The following is a 20,582-nucleotide window of genomic DNA, read 5'->3' as shown; positions in this document are numbered from 1 at the left end:
CTCGGGGCCGGGGGGGGCGAGCGGGCTCGACGGCTTGAGGAAGTACGAGGGGGCGGCGGGGCGGCGACCGCGCTGGTCGGCGCGTGACGCATAGGCGAGGTGGACGGCCACGATCTTTCCGGGGCGGGCGCCGAGGGCGGCGAACCGGGGGTCGGTGGGGGGCATGAGGCTCCTTCGCGTCGTATTTGAAATCGTATACGATCCACGTTCGCCCTCACAAGGCCACGCCGCCGGCGGAGCGAAATTCCTGACTCACGGTCGCCCCAGGTGCCGGTCGCCGCTGCATCCGGCCGTCCGCGACGACCCCTCAGGAGTTCGGCCCGAGGGCTGCGTCCCCTTGGTCGGCCAGATCCATTCCCGGGCCCTCGGGCGGGCGACGGACGAACCCGTTGCGCTCGTAGAAGCCCGCGCGGCCGCGGGCCGCGAAGAGCTGAACGTCGCGGACGCCGCGGCGGTGCGCCTCGGCGACGAGCCGTCGGAGGATCTCGGCACCCACCCCGGCTCCGCGGGCGGCCCCGGCGACGATCATCTCCGTCACGAAGGCGTGCAGGGCGCCGTCGCTGATGAGGCGGCCCATACCCACCAGCGCACCGTTGTCGTCGCGCGCCGCGCAGACGACCCAGCTCCCGGCGAGGGCGCGCTCGAGAGCGTCGGGAGGCCACTCGCCCCACCCGGTCTCGGCGTAGAGGGCCGCGAACTCGGCCGGGGTCGGGGGCTCCAACGAAAAGTGCACGCCCCGAAGATAACGCTCCGCGGGATCCGCGCTCAGCGCGCCGCGATCTCTTCCCAGAACGGTGCCACGATCGCCGCGCTCACCCGCAGATCCAGCAGCAGGAACCCGCGGTCCCCGGCAGGGCGGGAGGCCCAGGATGCCAGGGCGTCGAGGTCGTCGACGGTTTCGACCACCACGCCCTCGGCGCCGAAGCCCCGCGCGACGGCGGCGAAGTCGACCTGGGGGATGAGCATCGGGTCGGGGTGCAGACCCTTCACCCCGTAATTGAGGACTTCGGCGCCGTACTGCGCGTCGTTCCAGACCACGGCGATGCCGCGACCGCCCGCGACGCGGATCGCCGTCTCGAGGTCGGCGAGGGCCATGAGCCCGCCGCCGTCGCCCGTGCTGAGCACGATCGCGGAGTCCGGGCGGGCGATCGCGGCCCCCGGGACGCTCGGGAATCCGAGGCCGATCGACTGGTACGCCGTGCCGACCATGATCATGCGGTCGGGTGAGGCGACCGGCCAGTACATGTTCGACCAGCCCATGAAGTGTCCGCCGTCGTGCACGACCACGCGGTTCTCGGGCAGCAGCTCGGCGAGGCGCGCCGCCGCCGTGCGGGGGTCGAGGCGCCCATCGGGTCCGAGACCCTGGCCCTCGGGCTGTCGCCGCGCGGCGGCGAGGTCGAGGCCGTCGCCCCAGGTCGACGGCGTCGCGCCGCGGGCGCGCAGGCGGTCCGCGATCGCGGCGGCGACGTCGGCGGCATCGCCCCGCACGAATCCGCCGACGTGCGGGTGCGTCGCGGTGGCCGCGAGATCCACCTGGAACACGCGCGTGCCGGGGGCGAAGAGCTCGCCGAAGCGCATCGTGAACTGGTTGAGGCCCGCGCCGAAGACGACGGCGACGTCGGCGTCGCGCGCGAGGCGCATCGCACCGGGCGCCCCGAATCCGCCCGCGACACCGAGGTCGCGGGAACGGTCCGAGAACAGGCCGCGCCCCAGGGCGCTCGTGGTCGTCAGCGCCCCCGCGAGGGCGGCGATCTCATCGAGCGCCGCCCCCGCGCCCGCGAGCCACGCGCCGCGCCCGCCGAGCAGGATCGGACGTTCCGCCGATGCCAGCGCCTCGACGATCTCGTCGATCACGCCGTCGGCGTACGCGTCGAGCGGCGGGTGCTCCGGCGTCACCTCGGGTTCGGCGCCGGGGGCGTTGGCATCCGGGATCGGGCCGGCCTCGCGCGTCGCCACGTCGTACGGGATGCCGATCACGACGGGCAGGCGATAGGTGAGGGCGTGCTCGATCGCGATGACGATCGTCGCGGCGGCGTCGCGGTGGCCCACGGTGTAGGTGCGCGCGCCGACGGCGGCGGCGAGGGCGATCTGGTCGACGCCCCAGGGGCGCGGACCCGAGGTGGGCTCGTCGCCGACGATCAGCACGAGCGGCGTGCGCGCCTGCACCGCCTCGGCGAGGGCCGTGAGCGTGTTCGTGAACCCGGCGCCGTAGGTCGCGGTCGCGGCGGCGACGCGCCCGCAGGCGCGGTAGTGCGCGTCGGCGGCGACCACACCGGCGGCCTCGTGACGCACCGCGACGAAGCCCGAGCCGGTGTCGCGGCCGAGCGCGTCGAGGAAGTAGGCGTTTCCGTTGCCCATGACGCCGAAGACGGTGTCGAGGTGGCGAGCGAGGGTGTGAGCGACGTGCGCGGAGACGGTGGGCATGACGACGAGCCTTTCGAGACGACGGGATGGATGCCGTATGTGTCTCGCGGAAGCCGCTACGTGCCCTTTTTTCGAGCAGCGACGCACGACCTCGTGCGCCGGACGGGATCGAGTATAGGGGCTTCCTCGCCGGCTGAGTTGCGCCGAATGCTCAAGGAAACGGCCTTCGAGCGAGCATTCGGCGCGAATCAGCGAAGAGAAGGCGCACGGGGTGTCACGTTCCCGGCGCGAGACGTCTTGCTGACCGATGCCCACGCCCGGCGCCTCGTGCAGGAGGTGACCGCGCGTTCCCCGCGTCGCCGGTGGCTCCTGCCCACGGCGGCTGTGGTCGCCGCGTTCGCCGTCGGCATCCCGGGGGCGGCCGTCGCCTCCGGGTACCCGGCCCGCACCGGATGGTTCGGGAGCCCGAGCCGGGGTCGCCGCCGCCGACGCCTGGTGCGCCGAGATGCTCGAGGGGCGCGCGCGATGACGGGCCCAGACGAGCGCCGTCGCTTAGGGGGTGGCGAGCTCCCGCAGCACGGTCTCGAGAATGAGGCGTTGGCCCTCGAGGGTCGGGTGCACGCCGTCCGGGAGCAGCCACCGCTCCGGGGCGCTGCGCAGCCGCGCGTGGACATCCACCACCGTGCCGTCGTGCGTGCGAACGGCATCTGCGATCTCGGCGACGTCGGCCTCCTGCCACGTGATCCGCTCCTGCTGGAACGGCCCCCACGCCTCGGCGTCGGCTTCGACCACCGGGGGAGGGGTGAGACAGACGTGTATCGCGTCGGTCTCGACCGCGATCAGCTCCGCCAGCAACCACAGGTTCCGGCGGGTCTCCTCGATCGACTGCATGCGCGCGCGGAGACTCCCGTGCCGTCGCGCGTCGTTCGTGCCGAGCATCTGGATCACCCACGAGGGCCGCGCCGCGGCGATGAGGTCGATGCGGGCCACGGCCTCTTGCGTGGTGTTGCCGGTGATGCCCGCGTTGACGACGCGGATGCCGTCGGTCGGACGGTGCAGATCGAGGTACGCCTGCAGGTGGTACGCCCACGACAGCGAGTCGTCGGTGATCGAGTCCCCGAGCGCGAGGATCCGATCCCCCGCCGCGAAGGGGAGGCGGGCCGCGAGATCCGCGTCGACGAGGCCGGCCGACGCGCGCACGTCCGCCTCGAACGCCTCGAGGTACGCGGTCAGGGCCGTCTCGTCGATGCCGGCGAGGAGGGCCGCGAACGGCGCGCTCTCGGCGACGCCGATCCCCGCGCGCTGCACGAACGCCTGTGCGGCGGGGTGGACGAAACGGGCGGTGACACGATGCGGGTCGGACATCTCGGACATGGGGAGGTCCTTCCAGGACGACGGGCGGCGGAGGGGGAGAGGGATGCCAGGGGTCAGGTCGAGCGGACCGCGAAACGTCGCTTGCGGCGCAGGTGGTCGACCGCGACGGCGGTCACGAGGATCACTCCGGTCGCGACGTTCTGCCACTGGGGGTTCGTGTTCGTCAGCGCGAGGGTGTTGTTGATGACGGCGAAGAGCAGCGCGCCGAGAGCAGTGCCGCTGATCGTGCCGACCCCACCGAACAGGCTGGTTCCGCCGATGATGACGGCGGCGAGTACCTGGAAGGCGAACCCGGTGCCGCCCGCGCCGGGGTCGGCCGTGGCCACGCGGGAGGCGAGCAGGATTCCGCAGAGACCCGCGACGACGGCGCTGATGACGTACAGCGAGATGTTCATCCGGGAGGCCCGGATGCCGTTCGCCCGAGCGGCGGTGGCGTTCCCGCCGAAGGCCCGGATGTTGTAGCCGAAGACCGTGTGCTGCAGGACGACATGCGCGGCGATACCCACCGCGACGGCGTAGTAGACCAGCAGAGGGATGCCGAAGAGGTTCAGTTGAGCGAGGTCGGTGAACGCGCTCGGGAAGCCGAAGCGGGGGATGCCCCCGGTGGAGACGACGACCACGCCGCTCGCGGCGAAGAGCATTCCCAGCGTGGCGATGAACGGGGGAACGCCCACCCACGTGATGAGGGAGGCGTTGATCAGACCGAGGAGTGCGCAGACGGCCAGGGCGATGACGATGGCGAGCGGCCACGGCACCCCCGCGTTCATCGAGATGCCCACGGTGACACCGCCGACCGCGAAGAGCGATCCGATCGACAGATCGAGGCCGCCCCCGACCAGCACGAGCGTGGCCGCGCTGGCCCCGATGAAGTAGAGCGCGCTCGAGCGGAGGATCTCGACGATGTTCGCCGGAGCCAGGGCCTGCGGGTTGGCGGCCTGGGCGACGAGGATCAACAGGACGATGATGAGGATCAACCCCAGCTGGGGGGCTGCGGCAATCCGACGGACGACGTTTCGCACGGGTGGGGACTCGCTCTCTGAGGTCGGGACCCGGCCGTGGCCGGGTCCCGACGCCGGTCACTTCGCGGGGAGGTTGCTCTTGTCGTAGAACGTGCTCGTGGTGGCGATGAAGGCGGGGAGGGTCTTCCCCTCGGAGAGGTCCTTGACCGCCTCGACGGCCTTCGTCCCCGACTCGCACCACCCCTGCTCGCCGACGCCCAGGAGGCTGCCGTCCTCGATGGAGGCCCGGTGATCGTCGGTGAGGTCGTTGGCGACGACGTTCACTTTCCCGGTGAGTCCGCGTTCCTTCACGGCGGTGATCGCGGCGGCGACGGACGTGCCCTCGATCGGGAACAGCGCCGTGATCTCGGGGTGCGCGGTCAGCATGTTGCTGAACAGTTCCGGAGCCTTGGTCGGGTCGCCGTTCGTGTAGTCGCTGGCGACGACCTTCATGTTCGGGAAGTGCTCCTTCGCGTAATCGGTGAAGCCCTGGATCTCCTGCACGTGCGGGGTGGTGCTGGCCGACCCCGAGAGAATGCCGACCTGCGCGTTCGGGTCGGTCTTGCCCAGCCCCTCGGCGATGAGCGCGCCGAGCTGGGTGGCGTCCGTCCCCACCTGGGTCTGCTGGCCGGTGCTCGGATCGCCCGCGTTCTGCGCCACGACGTAGATGCCCGCGTCGCGGGCCTGCGTGATGACGGGGGTGAACAGCTCGGGGATCGTCGGGAAGACGACGAGGGCGTCCGTGCCGTTGGCGATCGCCTGCGAGATGAGGTCGATCGCGCCCTGGTTGTCGACCGCGCTGCCCGAGGTGCCGACCTCGACCGGCGTCCACCCGTTCTTCTTCGCCGCGTCTTCGAAGCAGCGTCCGACGTCGTCGAAGGCGGGGTAGAAGGGCGCGGGGTTGACGTAGGTGATCGTCTTCACCTCGCGGAGCGAGCCGGAGGGCTCGGAGGAGGCGGCGATGGAGCCGCCCGAGAGGGCGCCGCAGCCCGTGAGGGCCGCGACGAGAGTGGCGCCGGCGAGTGCTGTTGCCGCGAGGCGTCGGGTGGGAAGGAGGGACATGCGAAGACCTCTCTGTCGTTCGTCGGGTGCGACTGCGGGCGGCGCGGGCTGTGCCGTCCTGGATGGGGGCCGATCAGGCCGCGGTGTCCGCCGGAGCGGAGCCCTCGTCGCCGGCGAGTGCTCCGGTGATGAGGCCGATGATCTCGTCGCGCGTGGTCTGCGCCCGTTCCCGGACACCCGCGACGCGGCCGAGACGCATGACCTGGATGCGGTCGGCGAGGTCGAAGACGAGGGACATGTCGTGGCTGACGATGATGACCGCGTTGCCCCGCTCTCGGAGCGTGCGGATCATGTCGGCCGCCTGGGCCGTCTCGCGCACCCCGAGGGCGGCGGTGGGTTCGTCCAACAGCACGATGCGCCCCCCGGTGCGCATCGCCCGGGCGATCGCGACGATCTGGCGCTGTCCTCCCGAGAGCATGCCGATCTCGGTGCGCACCGAGGCGACCGAGACGCCGAGCTCGTCGAGGAAAGCCCGGGTCTCCCGCTCCATCGTCCGTCGTCGTACGAAGGGTCCGCGGCGAGGGTACTGGCCGATGAACATGTTGGTGGCGACGTCGAGGACTTCGATGAGGGCGAGGTCCTGGAACACCGTGGCGATGCCTGCGGAGCGCGCCGCGGCGGGGTTGGTGAAGACCTGTTCCACCCCGTCGACGCGGACCGTGCCCTCGTCGGGGCGGTAGACGCCGCTGATCGTGCGGATGAGGCTCGATTTGCCGGCGCCGTTGTCGCCCACGACCGCGAGGATCTGTCCGGCATACGCCGCGAGGTGGACATCGCGGAGAGCGGCCACGTGGCCGAAACGCTTGGTGATGCCCTGCAGTTCGAGGCGTGGCGTGACCATGATCGGGCAGTCCTTCGGATCGTCGGTGATACGTCGGTGGTGCCCGTGCGAGTCGGGCGAGGCTCAGTAAATCCTTCGCTCCATGAACCTGTCAAGATATTTTTCGGACGAATGACGCAGAAATACTTCGTTAGATGAAGTGTTAGGGGGATGTAGCGCGCGATGCGGGCTATGTTCGCGGCATGAGAACCTTCGTCGACGTCGCCGGAGAAGACACCTCGAGCACGCGTCATCGCGTGCTCGCCGCCGTGCGCGACCACGGCCCGATCAGTCGCGCCGAGCTGGCCCGCCGCACGGGTCTCGCGGCCTCCACGATCACCGCGGCCGCACAGAGCCTCGCCGCGGAGGGGGTCGTGCACGAGAGGGAGGATGCCGGGGAAGCGGTGTCGCGGACGGGTCCGAGAGGTCGCGGTCTGAGCGTGGATCCCACCCTGGCTTCGGTGGTCGGTGTCGACTTCGGCTTCCGAACGGTGCGGCTGGCGGTGTGCGACGTCCATGCCCGCGTGCTGGTGACGCGGGAGAGCCGCCTGACGGAGCGTTACTCGAACGAGGAGGGGCTGTCTGTCGCCGCGGAGCTCTATCGCTCGGCGGTGTCGGCGCTCCCCGCGGAGCAGGGGGCCGTCGTCACGGTGGGCGTCGCTCTGCCGGGGCCCATCGACGCGGTCCGTCGTCGCGTGATCGGCTCGTCGGTGCTTCCAGGGTGGTCGGGCACGACCGCCGAAGAGTTGACCGAGACCTTCGGCGTCGAGACCGTGATCGAGAACGACGCGAACCTGGCCGCACTGGGCGAGCATGTCTTCGGCGCGGGACGCGACGTCGCCGACTCGCTGACCGTGAAGTTCCACAGCGGCATCGGGGCGGGGCTGATCGTGCGCGATCGCCTCGTGGGGGGTGCCGGCTCGGGGGAGATCGGCCATTTCGCGGTCGCGGTGGAGGGCAAGGTGTGCCGGTGCGGGAAGAGGGGATGCCTCGACACCTTCGCCGCGATCCCCGCCCTGTTGGAGGCGGTGTCGACCGACGCCGAGGCGCTCGATGTGCGATCTCTCCTGGACCGGACGGTCGCGGGCGACCCGCGCGTGTCGCGGATCGTGTCCGATGCGGCCGAGCTGGTCGGCGACGCCGCGTCGCGGGCGTGTCTGCTCTTCGCCCCTCAACGCGTGATCGTCGTCGGCGCGATGGCCGAAGCGGGGGACGTCGTGCTCGAGCCGTTCGCCCGCGCGCTCCGGCGGGGGCTGATTCCCGACACCCAGTCGTCTCCCGAGATCGTGCGGGGCGCCCTCGCCGAGCGGTCGACGGTGATGGGCGCGGTGGCCCTCGCGCTGACGGCGTCCGGGTGGCTCCCGGCGGGAGGGTGAATCTCCGGGTGACGTCGGGCGCGGGTCGCAGTATTATCGAGCGATAACATCGCCCCCCGGAAGGACCCGGATGTCGACCCCCCGACGGCGTCCCGCGCGTGACGCCGAGCTGCTCGCGGGCTCCGTGCGCGCCTTCGCCGCACGGGGGTACTTCGGCACGTCGACCGCCCAGGTCGCCGCCGAGATGGGCGTCTCGCAGCCGTACGTGATCCGCACGTTCGGGTCCAAGCTCGAGCTGTTCGTGCGCACGCACGCGTTCGCCGCCGCCGAGATCGTCGACGTGTTCCGCGCCGCGATGGCCGGCGGTTTCGACGGGGATCGCTTGGGCGCGGCCTATCGCGAGCTCGTCCTGTCGAACCCCGCGGCCCTGCTGGTGTGGGCCCATGCCTTCTCCGCGGCCACCGCCGAGAAGGCGATCGGCGCGGAGTCGCGGCGTCAGTTCGACGACGTCTACCGGACCCTGCGCGATGCCGGCGCGACCGACGTGGAGCTGTGGGCGTTCATGGGGCGCGGGATGCTCATCAACAACCTCCTCCTCATGGAAGCCCCGCGCTACTCCCGCGACTACGACTTCGCGCCGCTCATCGATCTCGTCTTCGGTGCGCGACCGTCGCTTTCCCCCTCACCCGGCGCCCCGAGTGCCTCCACCCCCGATCAGGAGTGACATGAGCGATCTCGTCCCGTTCACCGACAACTTCAGTGATCTGTCGAACACCGACGGATACCAGTTCGAGTTCCGCTGCGAACGCTGCGGCAACGGCTATCGGTCGGCGTTCCGGTCCGACCCCCGGGCCGCCGGGCAGCGGCTCGCGCGCGGGATCGGCAACCTCTTCGGCGGGCAGGTGTCGCAGTTCACCTCGATGGCCGATCGTCTTCTCGACCGCGGCACCAACTCCCCGGCCAAGGACCAGGCGCTGCGCGCCGCGACGGCCGAGATCGCCCCGAAGTTCCACCAGTGCCGTGCGTGCAGCGACTGGGTGTGCGACGACGTGTGCTGGAACGACGGGGTCGGGCAGTGCGTGCGCTGCTCGCCCATCGCGGTCGAGGAGCTCGCCCAGCTGCAGGCCGAGGCGCGACGCCGGCAGGTGCAGGAGCGGCTCGAGACCGTCGATCTGGTCGGGGGAGTCGATCTGAAGGCGCAGGCCCGACCGCGTTGCGGGGCGTGCGGCGCGCAGTCGCACGGGGGCAAGTTCTGCGGGGAGTGCGGGTCGCCGCTCGTCGTCGTCGCGACGTGCACGGGCTGCGGGTCCGAGAACCCGTCCGGTGCACGGTTCTGCTCGTCGTGCGGAACGGGGCTGACGTCCTGAGTCGCGTCCGCTCGCTGCTCGCCACGGTGCGCGCGCCCTCGTTCCGTCGGTCCGGCGTCGCGCACCTCGCGGGCTAGAGCCCCGAGCGGATCGTCTCGGCCGCCGCCGCCAGGCGTGCGGCGATGGCGGCGTCGTCGAGGTCGGTCGCGACGTGCACCGCCGCCACCGCTGCGGGTTCACGGCCCTGCACGGTCAGGGGAACGGCCACCGCGCGCAGTGACGGCACCACCTCGTCATGGCTGGTCGCCCACCCGCGCTCCGCGGCATCCGCGACCTCGGCCGCAAGGCGCGCGTCGACCGTCTCGGGCCAGCGGCGCGGCGGCAGCTGGGCGAGGATCGCGCGGCCCGGCGCGCCGCGGGTGACCGGATGCCGGGCCCCCGGCCGCTGCGCCACCGCGGTGACCGCGTGGCGCGGCTCGACACTCGTGAGCGTCACGCACTCGTCGTGGTCGAGCACCACGACGAAGCACGTCATCCCGAGGTCGTTCGCGGCCGCGGTGAGCTCGGGGAGCGCCTCCGCTTGCAGATCCGCGGCGACCCCCGCGGCGAGGGCGGCGAGGCCCGTACCGAGGCGTACCGCGCCGGCGGCATCCCTCGTGACCAGCCCGTGGTCCTCGAGGGTGCGGAGCAGTCGGTAGGCGACGGATCGGTGCAGCTCGACGCGCGCCGCCAGGTCATCGATCGAGAGGGGCGTGCGGGCGTCGGCGAGCTCTTCGAGCAGACGGATGCCACGGCTGAGCGTCTGCGAGGCAGGGGGAGCGTCTTGCCGCGTGGGCATCGGTCGATTAGCCTCTCGTTCGATAGAAGAACGTTGCGTTCGAATATAGAACAGCGAGCACGGCCGCGCAACCCGACATCGACGTCAGGAGAAACGATGCAGTTCCACCACCACGGCTACGTCTCAGGCGACCCGCGCGTGCAGAACGCCGCGGGCACGGGTCTCGACCGGCCCGCCGAACTGCCCGACGAGGTCGACGTGCTCATCGTCGGCTCGGGACCTGCGGGCATGCTGCTCGCCGCCCAGATGTCGCAGTTCCCTCAGCTCACGACGCGCCTCATCGAGAAGCGCGAGGGGCGCCTCGCCCTCGGCCAGGCCGATGGCATCCAGCCCCGCAGCGTCGAGACGTTCCAGGCGTTCGGCTTCGCCGACCGCATCACCGCCGAGGCCTACAACATCGGCTGGATGAACTTCTGGGCCCCCGACCCCGAGAACCCCGACCGCATCGTCCGCACCAGCCGCACCGAGGACTACGGCTACAAGATCAGCGAGTTCCCGCACCTCATCGTCAACCAGGCGCGCGTGCTCGACTACTTCGCCGAGGCCGCCGCGCACGGACCGGCACGTCTCACCCCCGACTACGGCGTCGAGTTCCTGGGCCTGGAGGTGCGCGCCGACGACGTCGAGGTGCGCGTGGGCACCGCCGCCGGGGAGCGGACCATCCGCGCGCGGTACGTCGTGGGCTGCGACGGGGCGCGCAGCGGCGTGCGGCAGGCGATCGGCCGCACGCACGTCGGTGCCGCCGCGCGCCACGCCTGGGGCGTGATGGACGTGCTCGTCGAGACCGATTTCCCCGACTGGCGCATCAAGTGCGCGATCAACGCGGCCGCGGGCAACATCCTGCACATCCCCCGCGAGGGCGGCTACCTCAGCCGCATGTACATCGACCTGGGCGAAGTCGCCGCCGATGACGACCACCGCGTGCGGCAGACCCCGATCGAGGAGGTCATCCGCCGGGCGAACGAGATCCTCCACCCGTACTCGATCGACGTGAAGCAGGTCGCCTGGCACAGCGTCTACGAGGTGGGGCACCGGGTGACCGACCAGTTCGTCGACGACCTCGAGAGCCCCCGCGTCTTCCTCACCGGGGACGCGTGCCACACCCACAGTGCGAAGGCCGGGCAGGGCATGAACGTCTCGATGCAGGACGGGTTCAACCTCGGCTGGAAGCTCGGCCACGTGCTCACCGGCCTCGCTCCCGCCGAGCTGTTGCGGTCGTACGACGCCGAGCGCCGCCCGGTCGCGCAGCAGCTCATCGACTTCGACCGCGAATGGTCCTCGCTCATGGCCCGCAAGCCCGGCGAGATCACCGACCCCGCCGAACTCGCGACCTACTACCTCGCCACCGCCGAGTTCCCCTCTGGTTTCGGAACGCATTACGCCCCCTCGCGGATCGTCGCGGGAGATGCGGCGCAGGAGCTGGCATCCGGATTCCCCGTCGGCAAGCGCTTCCAGAGCGTCGAGGTCGTGCGGGTGTGCGACGGCAACGCCGTGCACCTCGGTCATCACGCGAAGGCCGACGGGCGGTGGCGGATCTACGCCTTCGCGGATGCCGACGGCTCGTCGCTGCGGGAGTGGGCATCTGAGGCGCAGGAGATCGTGGAGCGCTTCACCCCCGCCGGAGCCGACCTCGACGCCGTGTTCGACGTGAAGGCGGTCTTCCCCGGGAGATGGGAGGACGTCGTCGACGTGCCGGCGCTGTTCCGCCCGCGGTCGGGGCCGCTCGGCCTGACCGACCTCGAGAAGGTGTTCGCCGCCGCCCCCTCGGCCTGGACGAGCAGCGACATCTTCGCCGAGCGCGGCATCGGGGCCGAGGGGGCGGTGGTGGTCGTGCGTCCGGATCAGTACGTGGCGCACGTGCTGCCCCTCGACGACCCGCAGGGGCTCGAGCGGTTCCTCGCCGGGGTGATGGCGGTGCCCGCGGTCGCCCCGGCGAGCTGACGCGTCCGGTGCCGCGGCGCTCGGCCGGGAACCCCGCGATAAACGGCGGTTGTGGCGAGACACGCGGTCTTGCGCCGTTTCCCGCGAGGGAGGGCGTTTATCGCGGCCTGGCGCGGGGTGGGGCGGCCCGGCCCGGCCCGGCTCGGCGCGGCGCGGTGCGGTGCGGCCCGGCGCGGTTCGGCGCGGCGCGGCCTGGCGCGGCGCGCGCGAGGTCGCGCCGATGCTCGCCCGCCTGCCACGAACCCGTCCATGGTGGCGACCAGGCCGTCCGGTTTATACGCGACGTATATCGGCACCGCTTCGCGGGCTGAGCAGAATGGCGAGGAACCCCGCACACCGATCCAGGAGGATTCATGACTGATTCGCGCGAGAGCGAACTGCTGGCATCCGTGCCCACCGGCCTGTTGATCAACGGCGAGTGGCGCGCGGCGACCGGCGGCAGGACCGTCGCCGTGAACGACCCCGCCACGGGCGAGGTCATCCACGAGATCGCCGACGCCACCGTCGATGACGGGGTGGCGGCGATGGATGCCGCGGCCGAGGCGTTCCCGTCGTGGGCGGCGACCCCCGCGCGCGAGCGTGCCGAGATCCTCCGCCGCGCGTTCGACCTGCTGCAGGAGCGCAAGGAGGACATCGCGCTGCTCATGACGCTCGAGATGGGCAAGCCCCTCGCCGAAGCGCGCGGCGAGGTCGGCTACGGCGGGGAGTTCCTGCGCTGGTTCAGCGAGGTCACCGCCCACACGCAGGGCCGCTACGGCGCGAACCCCGAGGGCACCGGTCGCATGATCGTCTCGCAGCACCCCGTGGGTCCCTGCTACCTCATCACCCCCTGGAACTTCCCCCTCGCGATGGCGACCCGCAAGATCGCCCCCGCGCTCGCCGCGGGCTGCACGGTCGTCATCAAGCCGGCCACGCTGACGCCGCTGACGACCCTGTTCTTCGCGCAGATCCTGCAGGATGCCGGTCTCCCCGCCGGCGTCGTGAACGTCGTCACCACGACCAACACCGGCCCGGTCTCGGAGCGCATCATCTCCGACCCCCGCCTGCGCAAGCTCTCGTTCACCGGCTCGACCCCGGTCGGCGTGAAGCTCCTGCAGCAGGCCGCCCCCGGGGTGCTCCGCACCTCGATGGAGCTCGGCGGGAACGCCCCGTTCGTCGTGTTCGACGACGCCGACCTCGACAAGGCGGTCGAGGGCGCGATGCTCGCGAAGTTCCGCAACATCGGCCAGGCCTGCACCGCCGCCAACCGCTTCATCGTGCAGCGCAGCGTCGTCGAGGAGTTCACGGCCCGCGTCACCGAGCGCGTCAAGGCCATGAAGATCGGCCGCGGCACCGAGGAGGGCGTCCAGATCGGACCCCTCATCGACGACCGCGCGGTCGACAAGGCCAAGACCCTGGTGGGCGATGCCGTCGAGCGCGGCGCCACTGTCACCACGGGCGGATCGCCCATCGACGGCCCCGGAACGTTCTTCGAGCCCACCGTGGTGTCCGACGTGAAGCCGGGCAGCGACATCCTCCGCGAGGAGATCTTCGGACCGGTGCTCGCGATCATCCCCTTCGACGACGAGGACGACGCCGTGCGCCTCGCCAACGACACCGAGTACGGCCTCGTCTCCTACGTCTTCACCGAGTCTCTCGCCCGCGGTCAGCGCATGATCGACAAGCTCGAGACCGGGATGATGGGCCTCAACGTCGGCGTCGTCTCCAACGCCGCCGCCCCCTTCGGCGGCTGGAAGCAGTCGGGCCTGGGCCGCGAGGGCGGCGACGAGGGCATCCACGAGTACCTGCAGACGAAGTACACGCTCACGGCCAACCCGTACGCCTGAGACACCGCATGCCACGGCCCGGTGCCCCACGAGGGCCCGGGCCGTGGCATCCCTCATCGGCGCGGCACAACTCCTGCAAAAGCGGGGAATCCCGACCCCGGCGCGTTGAGCGCACGTGCTCAGCAGGAGTTGTGCGGCCACACCGCGCCCACCGGCTCGCGCTGTTGATCCGTGCTGACGTGTGGCGGCGGCGCACAACTCCTGCAGGGAGCACGATCGGGGCCACGGCCCGCGCCGACGGCGGCGTTTTTTCAGGAGGTGTGCTCGCGCTCGACCGGCCCTGTGCGAGCCGGCCGCTCGCTCGGGCCTTCCTCAGCCGTTCGCGTGCCGGTCCAGGAACGCGAACACCTCGGCGTCGTCGACGCCCGGGAACATCCCGCGGGGAAGCGGCGAGAACATGTGCCGGTGCACGCGGGCGCTCGGCCAGGCCTTGCCCTGCCAGCGTTGTGCCGCGTCCGACTCGGGTCGACGGCAGCAGGACTCGTCGGGGCAGCGCGAGACGCCCCGGGTCGAGGTCTCACGGCCGCGGAACCACCGGGCGTCGTCGAAGGGCACCCCCACGGTGATCGAGAAGTCGCCGTCCGAGGTGCTCCCCGTCTGCGTGGAGCACCAGAAGGTCCCCGCCGGGGTGTCGGTGTACTGGTAGTGCTCGGTGGTGCGATTGTGCTCGGCGAACGCCGACCGTGCCGAGAACTTCTTGCACACGATCTGCCCTTCGACCGACCCGGTGACGTCGGTGGGCAACGGCAGTCCGTCGTTCTCGTACACGCGCGAGATCGCGCCGTCGCCGTCGACGCGCAGGAAGTGCAGACGGATGCCGAGGTGCGCGGTCATGAGATTCGTCATGCGCATCGCGGCGGCCTCGTGCGTGACGCCGAAGGCGTCGCGGAAGTCCTCCACCGCGAGGTTGCGGTCTTTCTTGGCCTGCGTGAGGAAGGCGACCGAACTCGTCTCGGGCATGAGACAGCAGGCGGCGTAGTAGTTGATCTCGAGGCGCTGCTGCAGGAAGTCGGCGTAGTCGGTGGGCGGCCGGTGCCCGAGCAGGCGGTGAGCCATCGCCTGGAGCGCCATCGAGCGCAGGCCGTGACCGCCCGGAATGGACGCGGGCGGGAGGTAGATCCGGCCGTTCTCGAGGTCGGTGACCGATCGGGCCGAGTGGGGCAGGTCGTTGACGTAGATCAGCTCGAAGCCCAGCTGCTCGGCCATGATGCTGACGGTGCGGTGGGTCAACGCTCCGGTGCCGTGTCCGGCCGCCTTGAGCTGCTTCTCGGCGAGCTTCTCGATCTCGGGGAGGTGATTGTCGACCGCGCGCATGCGCAGGCGCATCTCGGTGTTCGCGCGACGCGCCTCCTCCGGGCTCGCGATCGTCTCGCGTTCGCGGCGCTGCAGTTCGCGGTGCAGGCCCAGCACCGCCTCGATCGTCTCGTCGCTGGTGCCCTTGGTCACTTTCACGGGAGGGATGCCGAGCTGTTGGAAGAACGGGCTCGACTGCGCGCGCTCGAGCTCGATCTCCAGTGCCGCCCGCCGATTCGGGGGTTCGGTCGAGAGGAGTTCGGTCACCTCGGTCTCTGTCGCGCGCGCGATCTCCTGCAGGAGCGACAGCTTGGGCTCGCGTTTGCCGTTCTCGATCAGGCTGAGCTGGCTGCCGGCGACGCCCACGAGCGCACCGAGCTCATCGAGGGTGAGACCGCGCGCGAGGCGGTGGTGACGGATGCGGTGTCCGAGCGTGGTCAGTTCGAGCGACGAGGCCATTCCTTGACCATATCGAAAGATCTCTCTTTTTTAAGCATGAAATCACTCGAAAGAACCGTTGCATCCGGGTGAGGGTGGGGGAACACCAAAGAATTCCGCTCGACAAAGGAGACGACATGGCCCTCGCTGACATCTTCGCCCGCCCCGCCGGCCGCCCTGCCGCGACCGCCGCCGTCACCCGTCCTGGTCACGGCGTGCGTCCCCAGGTCGACGGTCCGGGCATGCCGGGCCTCGTCGCCTGGGTCGACCAGGTCGCCGCTCTCACGCAGCCCGACCGCATCCACTGGGTCGACGGCTCCGTCGCCGAGAACGACGCGCTGCTTCGCGAGATGGTCGACGAGGGCAAGCTCATCAAGCTCAACCCCGAGTGGCGGCCCGGCTCGTACCTGGCCCGCTCGCACCCCGGCGACGTCGCCCGCCTCGAGTCGCGCACCTACATCGCCTCCGAGAGCGAAGAGGATGCCGGTCCCACCAATAACTGGATCGCTCCGGCCGAGATCCGCGAGACCCTGAACGGGGTGTTCGAGGGCTCGATGCGCGGTCGGACGATGTACGTCGTCCCGTTCTCGATGGGCGCGGTCGGCGGCCCCCTGAGTCACATCGGCGTGCAGATCACCGACAGCGCCTACGCTGTGGCATCCATCGGCGTGATGACCCGCGTCGGCTCCGCCGTCACCGAGCGGATCGCCGCGGGCGCCCCCTGGGTCAAGACCGTCCACTCGGTGGGTGTTCCGCTCGCCCCGGGCGAGGCCGACGTCGCGTGGCCCTGCAACGACGAGAAGTACATCGTCCACTTCCCCGACACGCTCGAAGTCTGGTCGTTCGGCTCGGGATACGGCGGCAACGCGATCCTGGCGAAGAAGTGCTTCGCGCTGCGCATCGCCTCGGTCCTCGGCCGTGACGAGGGCTGGCTCGCCGAGCACATGCTGCTCATCCGCGTGATCGACCCGACGGGCAAGGCCTACCACGTCGCCGCGGCGTTCCCCTCGGCATGCGGCAAGACCAACCTGGCGATGCTCCGCCCGACGATCCCCGGCTGGCGCGTCGAGACGCTCGGCGACGACATCACGTGGATCCGCCCCGGAGAAGACGGGCGGATGTGGGCCATCAACCCCGAGGCCGGTTTCTTCGGCGTGGCTCCCGGCACCGGCGAGTCCACCAACGTCACCGCGATCGAGACGCTGTGGGGCAACACGATCTTCACGAACGTCGCCCTCCGTCCCGACGGAGACGTGTGGTGGGAGGGCCTGACCGACGAGGCGCCCCCGCACCTCACCGACTGGGAGGGCAACCCGTGGACGCCCGCATCGGGTCGACCCGCCGCCCACCCCAACTCGCGCTTCACCGTGGGTGCTGCCCAGTGCCCGCAGATCGCCGAGGACTGGGAGGCGCCCGAGGGCGTTCCCCTCGATGTCATCCTGTTCGGTGGCCGCCGCGCGACCAACGTCCCTCTCGTCGTCGAGGCCACGGACTGGTCGCACGGCGTCTTCCTCGGCTCGACGGTCTCGTCCGAGAAGACCGCGGCCCAGGAGGGCACGGTCGGTGAGCTCCGCCGCGATCCCTTCGCGATGCTCCCGTTCTGCGGCTACAACATGGGCGACTACTTCGGCCACTGGCTGAAGGTCGGCCAGAAGCTGCGCTTCGACCGCGCTCCCCGCATCTTCCAGGTCAACTGGTTCCGCAAGGGCGACGACGGCCGCTTCCTGTGGCCCGGCTTCGGTGACAACGCGCGCGTGATCGACTGGATCATCCGCCGCGTCGACGGCCAGGTCGAAGCGGTCGACAGCCCGATCGGTCGTCTGCCGCGCGTGGAGGACCTCGATCTCTCGGGTCTCGACCTTCCCGCCGCCGACCTCGAGGAGCTGTTCTCGATCGACCGCGACTCGTGGCTGGCAGAGGCCGACCTGACGGAGGAGTTCTTCGACACCTTCGGCTCGCACCTGCCCGCAGCGCTCCGTGCTGAGCTCGCTGCCCTGCGCTACCGCCTGCAGCGCGCCTGAGCCCGCTCGCCCCGTCCCGCCTCGGTCTGGTGCGGGCGGGGCGGGCACTTCGAACCCGATGCCCCTCCCGTTCTTGGCGCGCAGGAGGGGCATCGGTATGCCCGTCGTGGGTCAGACCAGCAGCTGGTGCTTCGCCAGATCCCGGTACAGGGGAGTGGATGCCACGAGCTCGCTGTGCGTGCCCTGCCCGACCACCCGGCCGTTCTCGAGCACGACGATGAGATCGCTGTCGACCACCGTCGACAGGCGGTGCGCGATGACGAGCAGCGTCCGGTCGGTCGCGACGGCGTCGATCGCCTCTCGCATGCGCTGTTCGTTGACGCCGTCGAGCGACGACGTCGACTCGTCGAGCAGCAGCACGGGAGGCGCGGCCAGCAGGGCGCGGGCGATCGCGAGGCGCTGACGCTCCCCGCCCGAGAGCATCACGCCGTCCTCACCCACGGGCGCGTCGACGCCGAGCGGGCTCCGCTCGAGCACGTCGCCGAGGTTGACCTCGCGCAGGACGCGTTCGCAGTCGGCGTCGGATGCCTCGGGCGAGGCGAGCCGCAGATTGTCGGCGATCGTACCGGCCAGGGTCGGGGCGTCCTGCTCGACGTATCCGAAGCGGGCGCGGAGTTCGTCGCGCGCGAGGTCGCGAGCGTCGACGCCGTCGAGGAGGATCTGTCCGTCCGTGGGATCGTAGAAGCGCTCGATGAGCGAGAGGATCGTGCTCTTGCCCGCCCCGGACGGGCCGACCAGCGCCACCCGCGACCCGCGCGGCACGCGGAACGAGACACCGCGTAGGACCTCGTGATCGGTCTCGGCCGGGAGCTCCTCCGTCTCGAGGTGCACGTCCGCGAGGACCGAGCGGGCCTCCCGGGCCGCCTCCTCGCGCGCCTTCACGACGTGCTCGGGGTAGCGGAACCGCACGTCGCGGAACTCCAGGGCCGCGGCATCCGGAATCGGCGTCGCGTCGCGCGGCTGGTCGCCGTCGCTCTCGAGGGGGAGGTCGAGCACCTCCTGGATCCGCCCGAGCGCGCCCAGCGCCTGATTCACCGAGGTGATCGCGCCGATCGCGGAGGCGAGCGGCTGCACGAGGAGGAACAGGAAGATCACGAACGTCACGAGGGACGCGACGTCGATGGCCCCGGATGCCACGCGGTATCCGCCGACACCGAGCACCACGAGCAGTGACACCTGCAGGGCGACGAAGGCGACCGGGACGATCAACGCGGACACCCGCGCGATGCGCACACCCGCGGCGTAGGCGGCGGTGGCGTTCGCGGTCACGGCGGTGATCTCGCGATCTGTCGCGCCCGCGGCCCGGATGGTGCGGATCGATCCCACGGCCCGCTCGACGCCCGACGACAGCTCGCCGACCTTGGCCTGCTGATCGGCGGATGCCGCGCGGATGCGGGTGCTGAGCCCGACGACGAGCGCGAGGGACGCCCCCACGACCACGACGATCAGGACCAGGAGCAGCGGGTCGATGAACGCCATCGCGATCACGGCACCGACGAGGATGAGGGCGTTGCCGACGGCATCCGCGAATCCCTGGGTCAGGACGGCGTAGAGCAGCGTGGTGTCGGTGCCCACGCGCGAGACGAGGTCGCCCGTGCGGCGCGCGTCGAACTCGCTGACGGGCAGTCGCAGGATGCGCGCGATCAGGCGGCGTCGCGACGAGTAGACCACCGCCGTGCCCGTGCGCTGCAGCAGGTAGTGCTGGAAGCCGGAGATCACCGAGGACAGCACGACGAAGGCGACGAGCAGCCAGACCAGGGCGCCGAGGGGAACCGCGTTCTGCACGCGCGTGATGACCTGGCCGACCAGCAGCGGCTGCGCGAGCGTCGCCGCCGCCCCCAGGACGCTCAGCACCGCGACCACGGCGAGCGTGCGCTTGTGCTCGAGCAGGAACGGCAGCAACTGGCGGAACGACGCGCGCGGACCCTCGGGGCTGCGGCGGCCGCGCCGACCGCGCGCGGAAGCGGGTGAAGACATGCGAACCTCAGGGGAAGGAAGTGGGGTGATTCGACCGTACCTCTCCGCGCGCGGCGGTCGGATGCGCTGGCTCGTCGGTGGACCAAACTCCGGAGAGAGAACACCGGATGCCACGAGGCCCAGGCTCCGTGGCATCCGGTGTTCCGCGAAGAACCGCGTTACGGTGCGATCGCTCCGGCGGCGAGGTTGTCGTCGTAGTCGACGTCCTTCGTCTCGGGCGAGAGCACGAGAGCGATGAGGGTCAGGACACCCATCGCCGAGAGGTACACGCCGACCAGCCACGGGTTGCCGTCGCCGGCTGCCCACAACGCCACGGCCACGATCGGCGCGAGCGCCGCGCCGAGGATCGACGAGACGTTGTACGAGATCGCCGAACCGGTGTACCGGGTGTTCGTGGGGAACAGCTCGGGGAGCACGGCCCCCATGGGGCCGAAGGTCGTGCCCATGAGCAGGAACCCGATGATGAGGAACGCCTGCACGTACACGTGCGTGAGCGTCGCGTCGGCCTGGGGTAGCAGGAAGAACGCGAACGTGAGGCCGAACACGATGATCGCGGCCGTCACGGTGATCAGCAGGCGTTTGCGCCCGAAGCGATCCGCGAGAGGCCCTGACAGCATCGTGAAGACGCCGAAGAAGACCACGCCGATGATCTGCATGATGACGAAGTCCGTGTACCCGAAGCCGAGGCCCGGTACGTAGGCCGCGGCGTCGAACGCGGTTCCGGCCTTCTCCGCGGCGGCGGCGGCACCCTCGGCGGTCGGCTTGGTGCCGTACGAGAGCGTGAAGCTCGTCATGAGGTAGAAGAGCACGTAGGTGGCCAGCATGATGAACGTGCCGAGGATCAGCTGCAGCCAGTTGCGGCGGATGACCTCGCCGAGCGGGAACTTCTTGATGACGCCGGTCTTCTCGGCCTTGGAGAACGACTCGCTCTCGACGAGCCGCAGGCGCACCCACAGCCCGACGATGACCATCACGGCCGAGAACAGGAACGGCACGCGCCAGCCCCA

General features: G+C 70.8%; 16 protein-coding genes and 1 pseudogene. 6 read left to right on the top strand and 11 right to left on the bottom strand.

Annotated elements, in window-relative coordinates; translation table 11 throughout:
- The 7 genes and pseudogenes from NS220_RS20820 to NS220_RS13285 form a co-directional block, all read right to left on the bottom strand.
- A pseudogene (locus NS220_RS20820) lies at positions 1 to 165 on the bottom strand (fumarylacetoacetate hydrolase family protein); the annotation flags it as partial.
- A gap of 142 nt (positions 166 to 307) precedes the next feature.
- Positions 308 to 733 (bottom strand): GNAT family N-acetyltransferase, encoded by a 426-nt coding sequence (locus NS220_RS13310; protein WP_193755366.1) that lies wholly within the window; start codon positions 731 to 733, stop codon positions 308 to 310.
- A 32-nt stretch (positions 734 to 765) separates the two neighbouring features.
- Positions 766 to 2,424 carry a thiamine pyrophosphate-binding protein gene (locus NS220_RS13305; protein ID WP_058624527.1) on the bottom strand — a complete coding sequence of 553 codons (1,659 nt, stop codon included), beginning with the start codon at positions 2,422 to 2,424 and terminating at the stop codon, positions 766 to 768.
- Positions 2,425 to 2,916: 492 nt separating this feature from the next.
- Positions 2,917 to 3,738, bottom strand: coding sequence for an SGNH/GDSL hydrolase family protein (locus tag NS220_RS13300; RefSeq protein WP_058624526.1), 822 nt, complete (start codon positions 3,736 to 3,738; stop codon positions 2,917 to 2,919).
- Positions 3,739 to 3,791: 53 nt separating this feature from the next.
- A complete protein-coding gene (locus tag NS220_RS13295) occupies positions 3,792 to 4,757 on the bottom strand; it encodes an ABC transporter permease (protein WP_081323171.1) in 966 nt (321 codons plus the stop codon).
- Positions 4,758 to 4,814: 57 nt separating this feature from the next.
- A complete protein-coding gene (locus tag NS220_RS13290) occupies positions 4,815 to 5,798 on the bottom strand; it encodes a sugar ABC transporter substrate-binding protein (RefSeq protein ID WP_058624524.1) in 984 nt (327 codons plus the stop codon).
- Positions 5,799 to 5,871: 73 nt separating this feature from the next.
- Positions 5,872 to 6,639, bottom strand: a complete 768-nt coding sequence (locus tag NS220_RS13285; protein WP_058624523.1) for an ATP-binding cassette domain-containing protein — start codon at positions 6,637 to 6,639, stop codon at positions 5,872 to 5,874.
- A gap of 182 nt (positions 6,640 to 6,821) precedes the next feature.
- Here NS220_RS13285 and NS220_RS13280 point away from each other — a divergent pair, with 182 nt between their 5' ends.
- From NS220_RS13280 to NS220_RS13270, 3 genes are all read left to right on the top strand, one after another.
- The gene (locus NS220_RS13280) at positions 6,822 to 7,994 is read left to right on the top strand and encodes an ROK family transcriptional regulator (protein WP_058624522.1); all 1,173 of its coding nucleotides are present in this window, start codon (positions 6,822 to 6,824) and stop codon (positions 7,992 to 7,994) included.
- Positions 7,995 to 8,064: 70 nt separating this feature from the next.
- Positions 8,065 to 8,658, top strand: a complete 594-nt coding sequence (locus NS220_RS13275; protein ID WP_058624521.1) for a TetR/AcrR family transcriptional regulator — start codon at positions 8,065 to 8,067, stop codon at positions 8,656 to 8,658.
- 1 nt (position 8,659) lies between these two features.
- Complete coding sequence (locus NS220_RS13270) at positions 8,660 to 9,301, top strand: zinc ribbon domain-containing protein (RefSeq protein WP_058624520.1); 642 nt, start codon at positions 8,660 to 8,662, stop codon at positions 9,299 to 9,301.
- Positions 9,302 to 9,374: 73 nt separating this feature from the next.
- On the opposite strand, the gene NS220_RS13265 is transcribed toward NS220_RS13270, so the two are convergent.
- Positions 9,375 to 10,079 carry an IclR family transcriptional regulator gene (locus NS220_RS13265; protein WP_058624519.1) on the bottom strand — a complete coding sequence of 235 codons (705 nt, stop codon included), beginning with the start codon at positions 10,077 to 10,079 and terminating at the stop codon, positions 9,375 to 9,377.
- Between the two features lie 96 nt (positions 10,080 to 10,175).
- Between NS220_RS13265 and NS220_RS13260 the strand changes: the two genes are divergently transcribed.
- Both NS220_RS13260 and NS220_RS13255 read left to right on the top strand, forming a co-directional pair.
- Positions 10,176 to 12,020, top strand: coding sequence for an FAD-dependent monooxygenase (locus tag NS220_RS13260; RefSeq protein WP_058624518.1), 1,845 nt, complete (start codon positions 10,176 to 10,178; stop codon positions 12,018 to 12,020).
- Positions 12,021 to 12,373: 353 nt separating this feature from the next.
- Entirely contained in the window at positions 12,374 to 13,846 is a 1,473-nt protein-coding gene (locus tag NS220_RS13255; protein WP_058624517.1) for an NAD-dependent succinate-semialdehyde dehydrogenase, read from the top strand.
- 312 nt (positions 13,847 to 14,158) lie between these two features.
- Here the strand turns inward: NS220_RS13255 and NS220_RS13250 are convergent, their stop codons facing one another.
- Positions 14,159 to 15,598, bottom strand: coding sequence for an XRE family transcriptional regulator (locus NS220_RS13250; RefSeq protein ID WP_058624516.1), 1,440 nt, complete (start codon positions 15,596 to 15,598; stop codon positions 14,159 to 14,161).
- Positions 15,599 to 15,714: 116 nt separating this feature from the next.
- Between NS220_RS13250 and NS220_RS13245 the strand changes: the two genes are divergently transcribed.
- A complete protein-coding gene (locus tag NS220_RS13245) occupies positions 15,715 to 17,598 on the top strand; it encodes a phosphoenolpyruvate carboxykinase (GTP) (RefSeq protein WP_058624515.1) in 1,884 nt (627 codons plus the stop codon).
- Positions 17,599 to 17,709: 111 nt separating this feature from the next.
- On the opposite strand, the gene NS220_RS13240 is transcribed toward NS220_RS13245, so the two are convergent.
- A complete protein-coding gene (locus NS220_RS13240; RefSeq protein WP_058624514.1) occupies positions 17,710 to 19,575 on the bottom strand; it encodes an ABC transporter ATP-binding protein in 1,866 nt (621 codons plus the stop codon).
- 158 nt (positions 19,576 to 19,733) lie between these two features.
- Positions 19,734 to 20,582, bottom strand: an 849-nt coding sequence (locus tag NS220_RS13235; protein ID WP_153004283.1) for an MFS transporter, incomplete at its 5' end; no start/stop codon positions are given.

It is taken from the genome of Microbacterium testaceum (assembly GCF_001476655.1).
Taxonomy (GTDB): Bacteria; Actinomycetota; Actinomycetes; order Actinomycetales; family Microbacteriaceae; genus Microbacterium; species Microbacterium testaceum_C.
The sequence above is the reverse complement of the archived record's forward strand: the minus strand, read 5'-3'. Positions and strand labels throughout refer to the sequence as shown.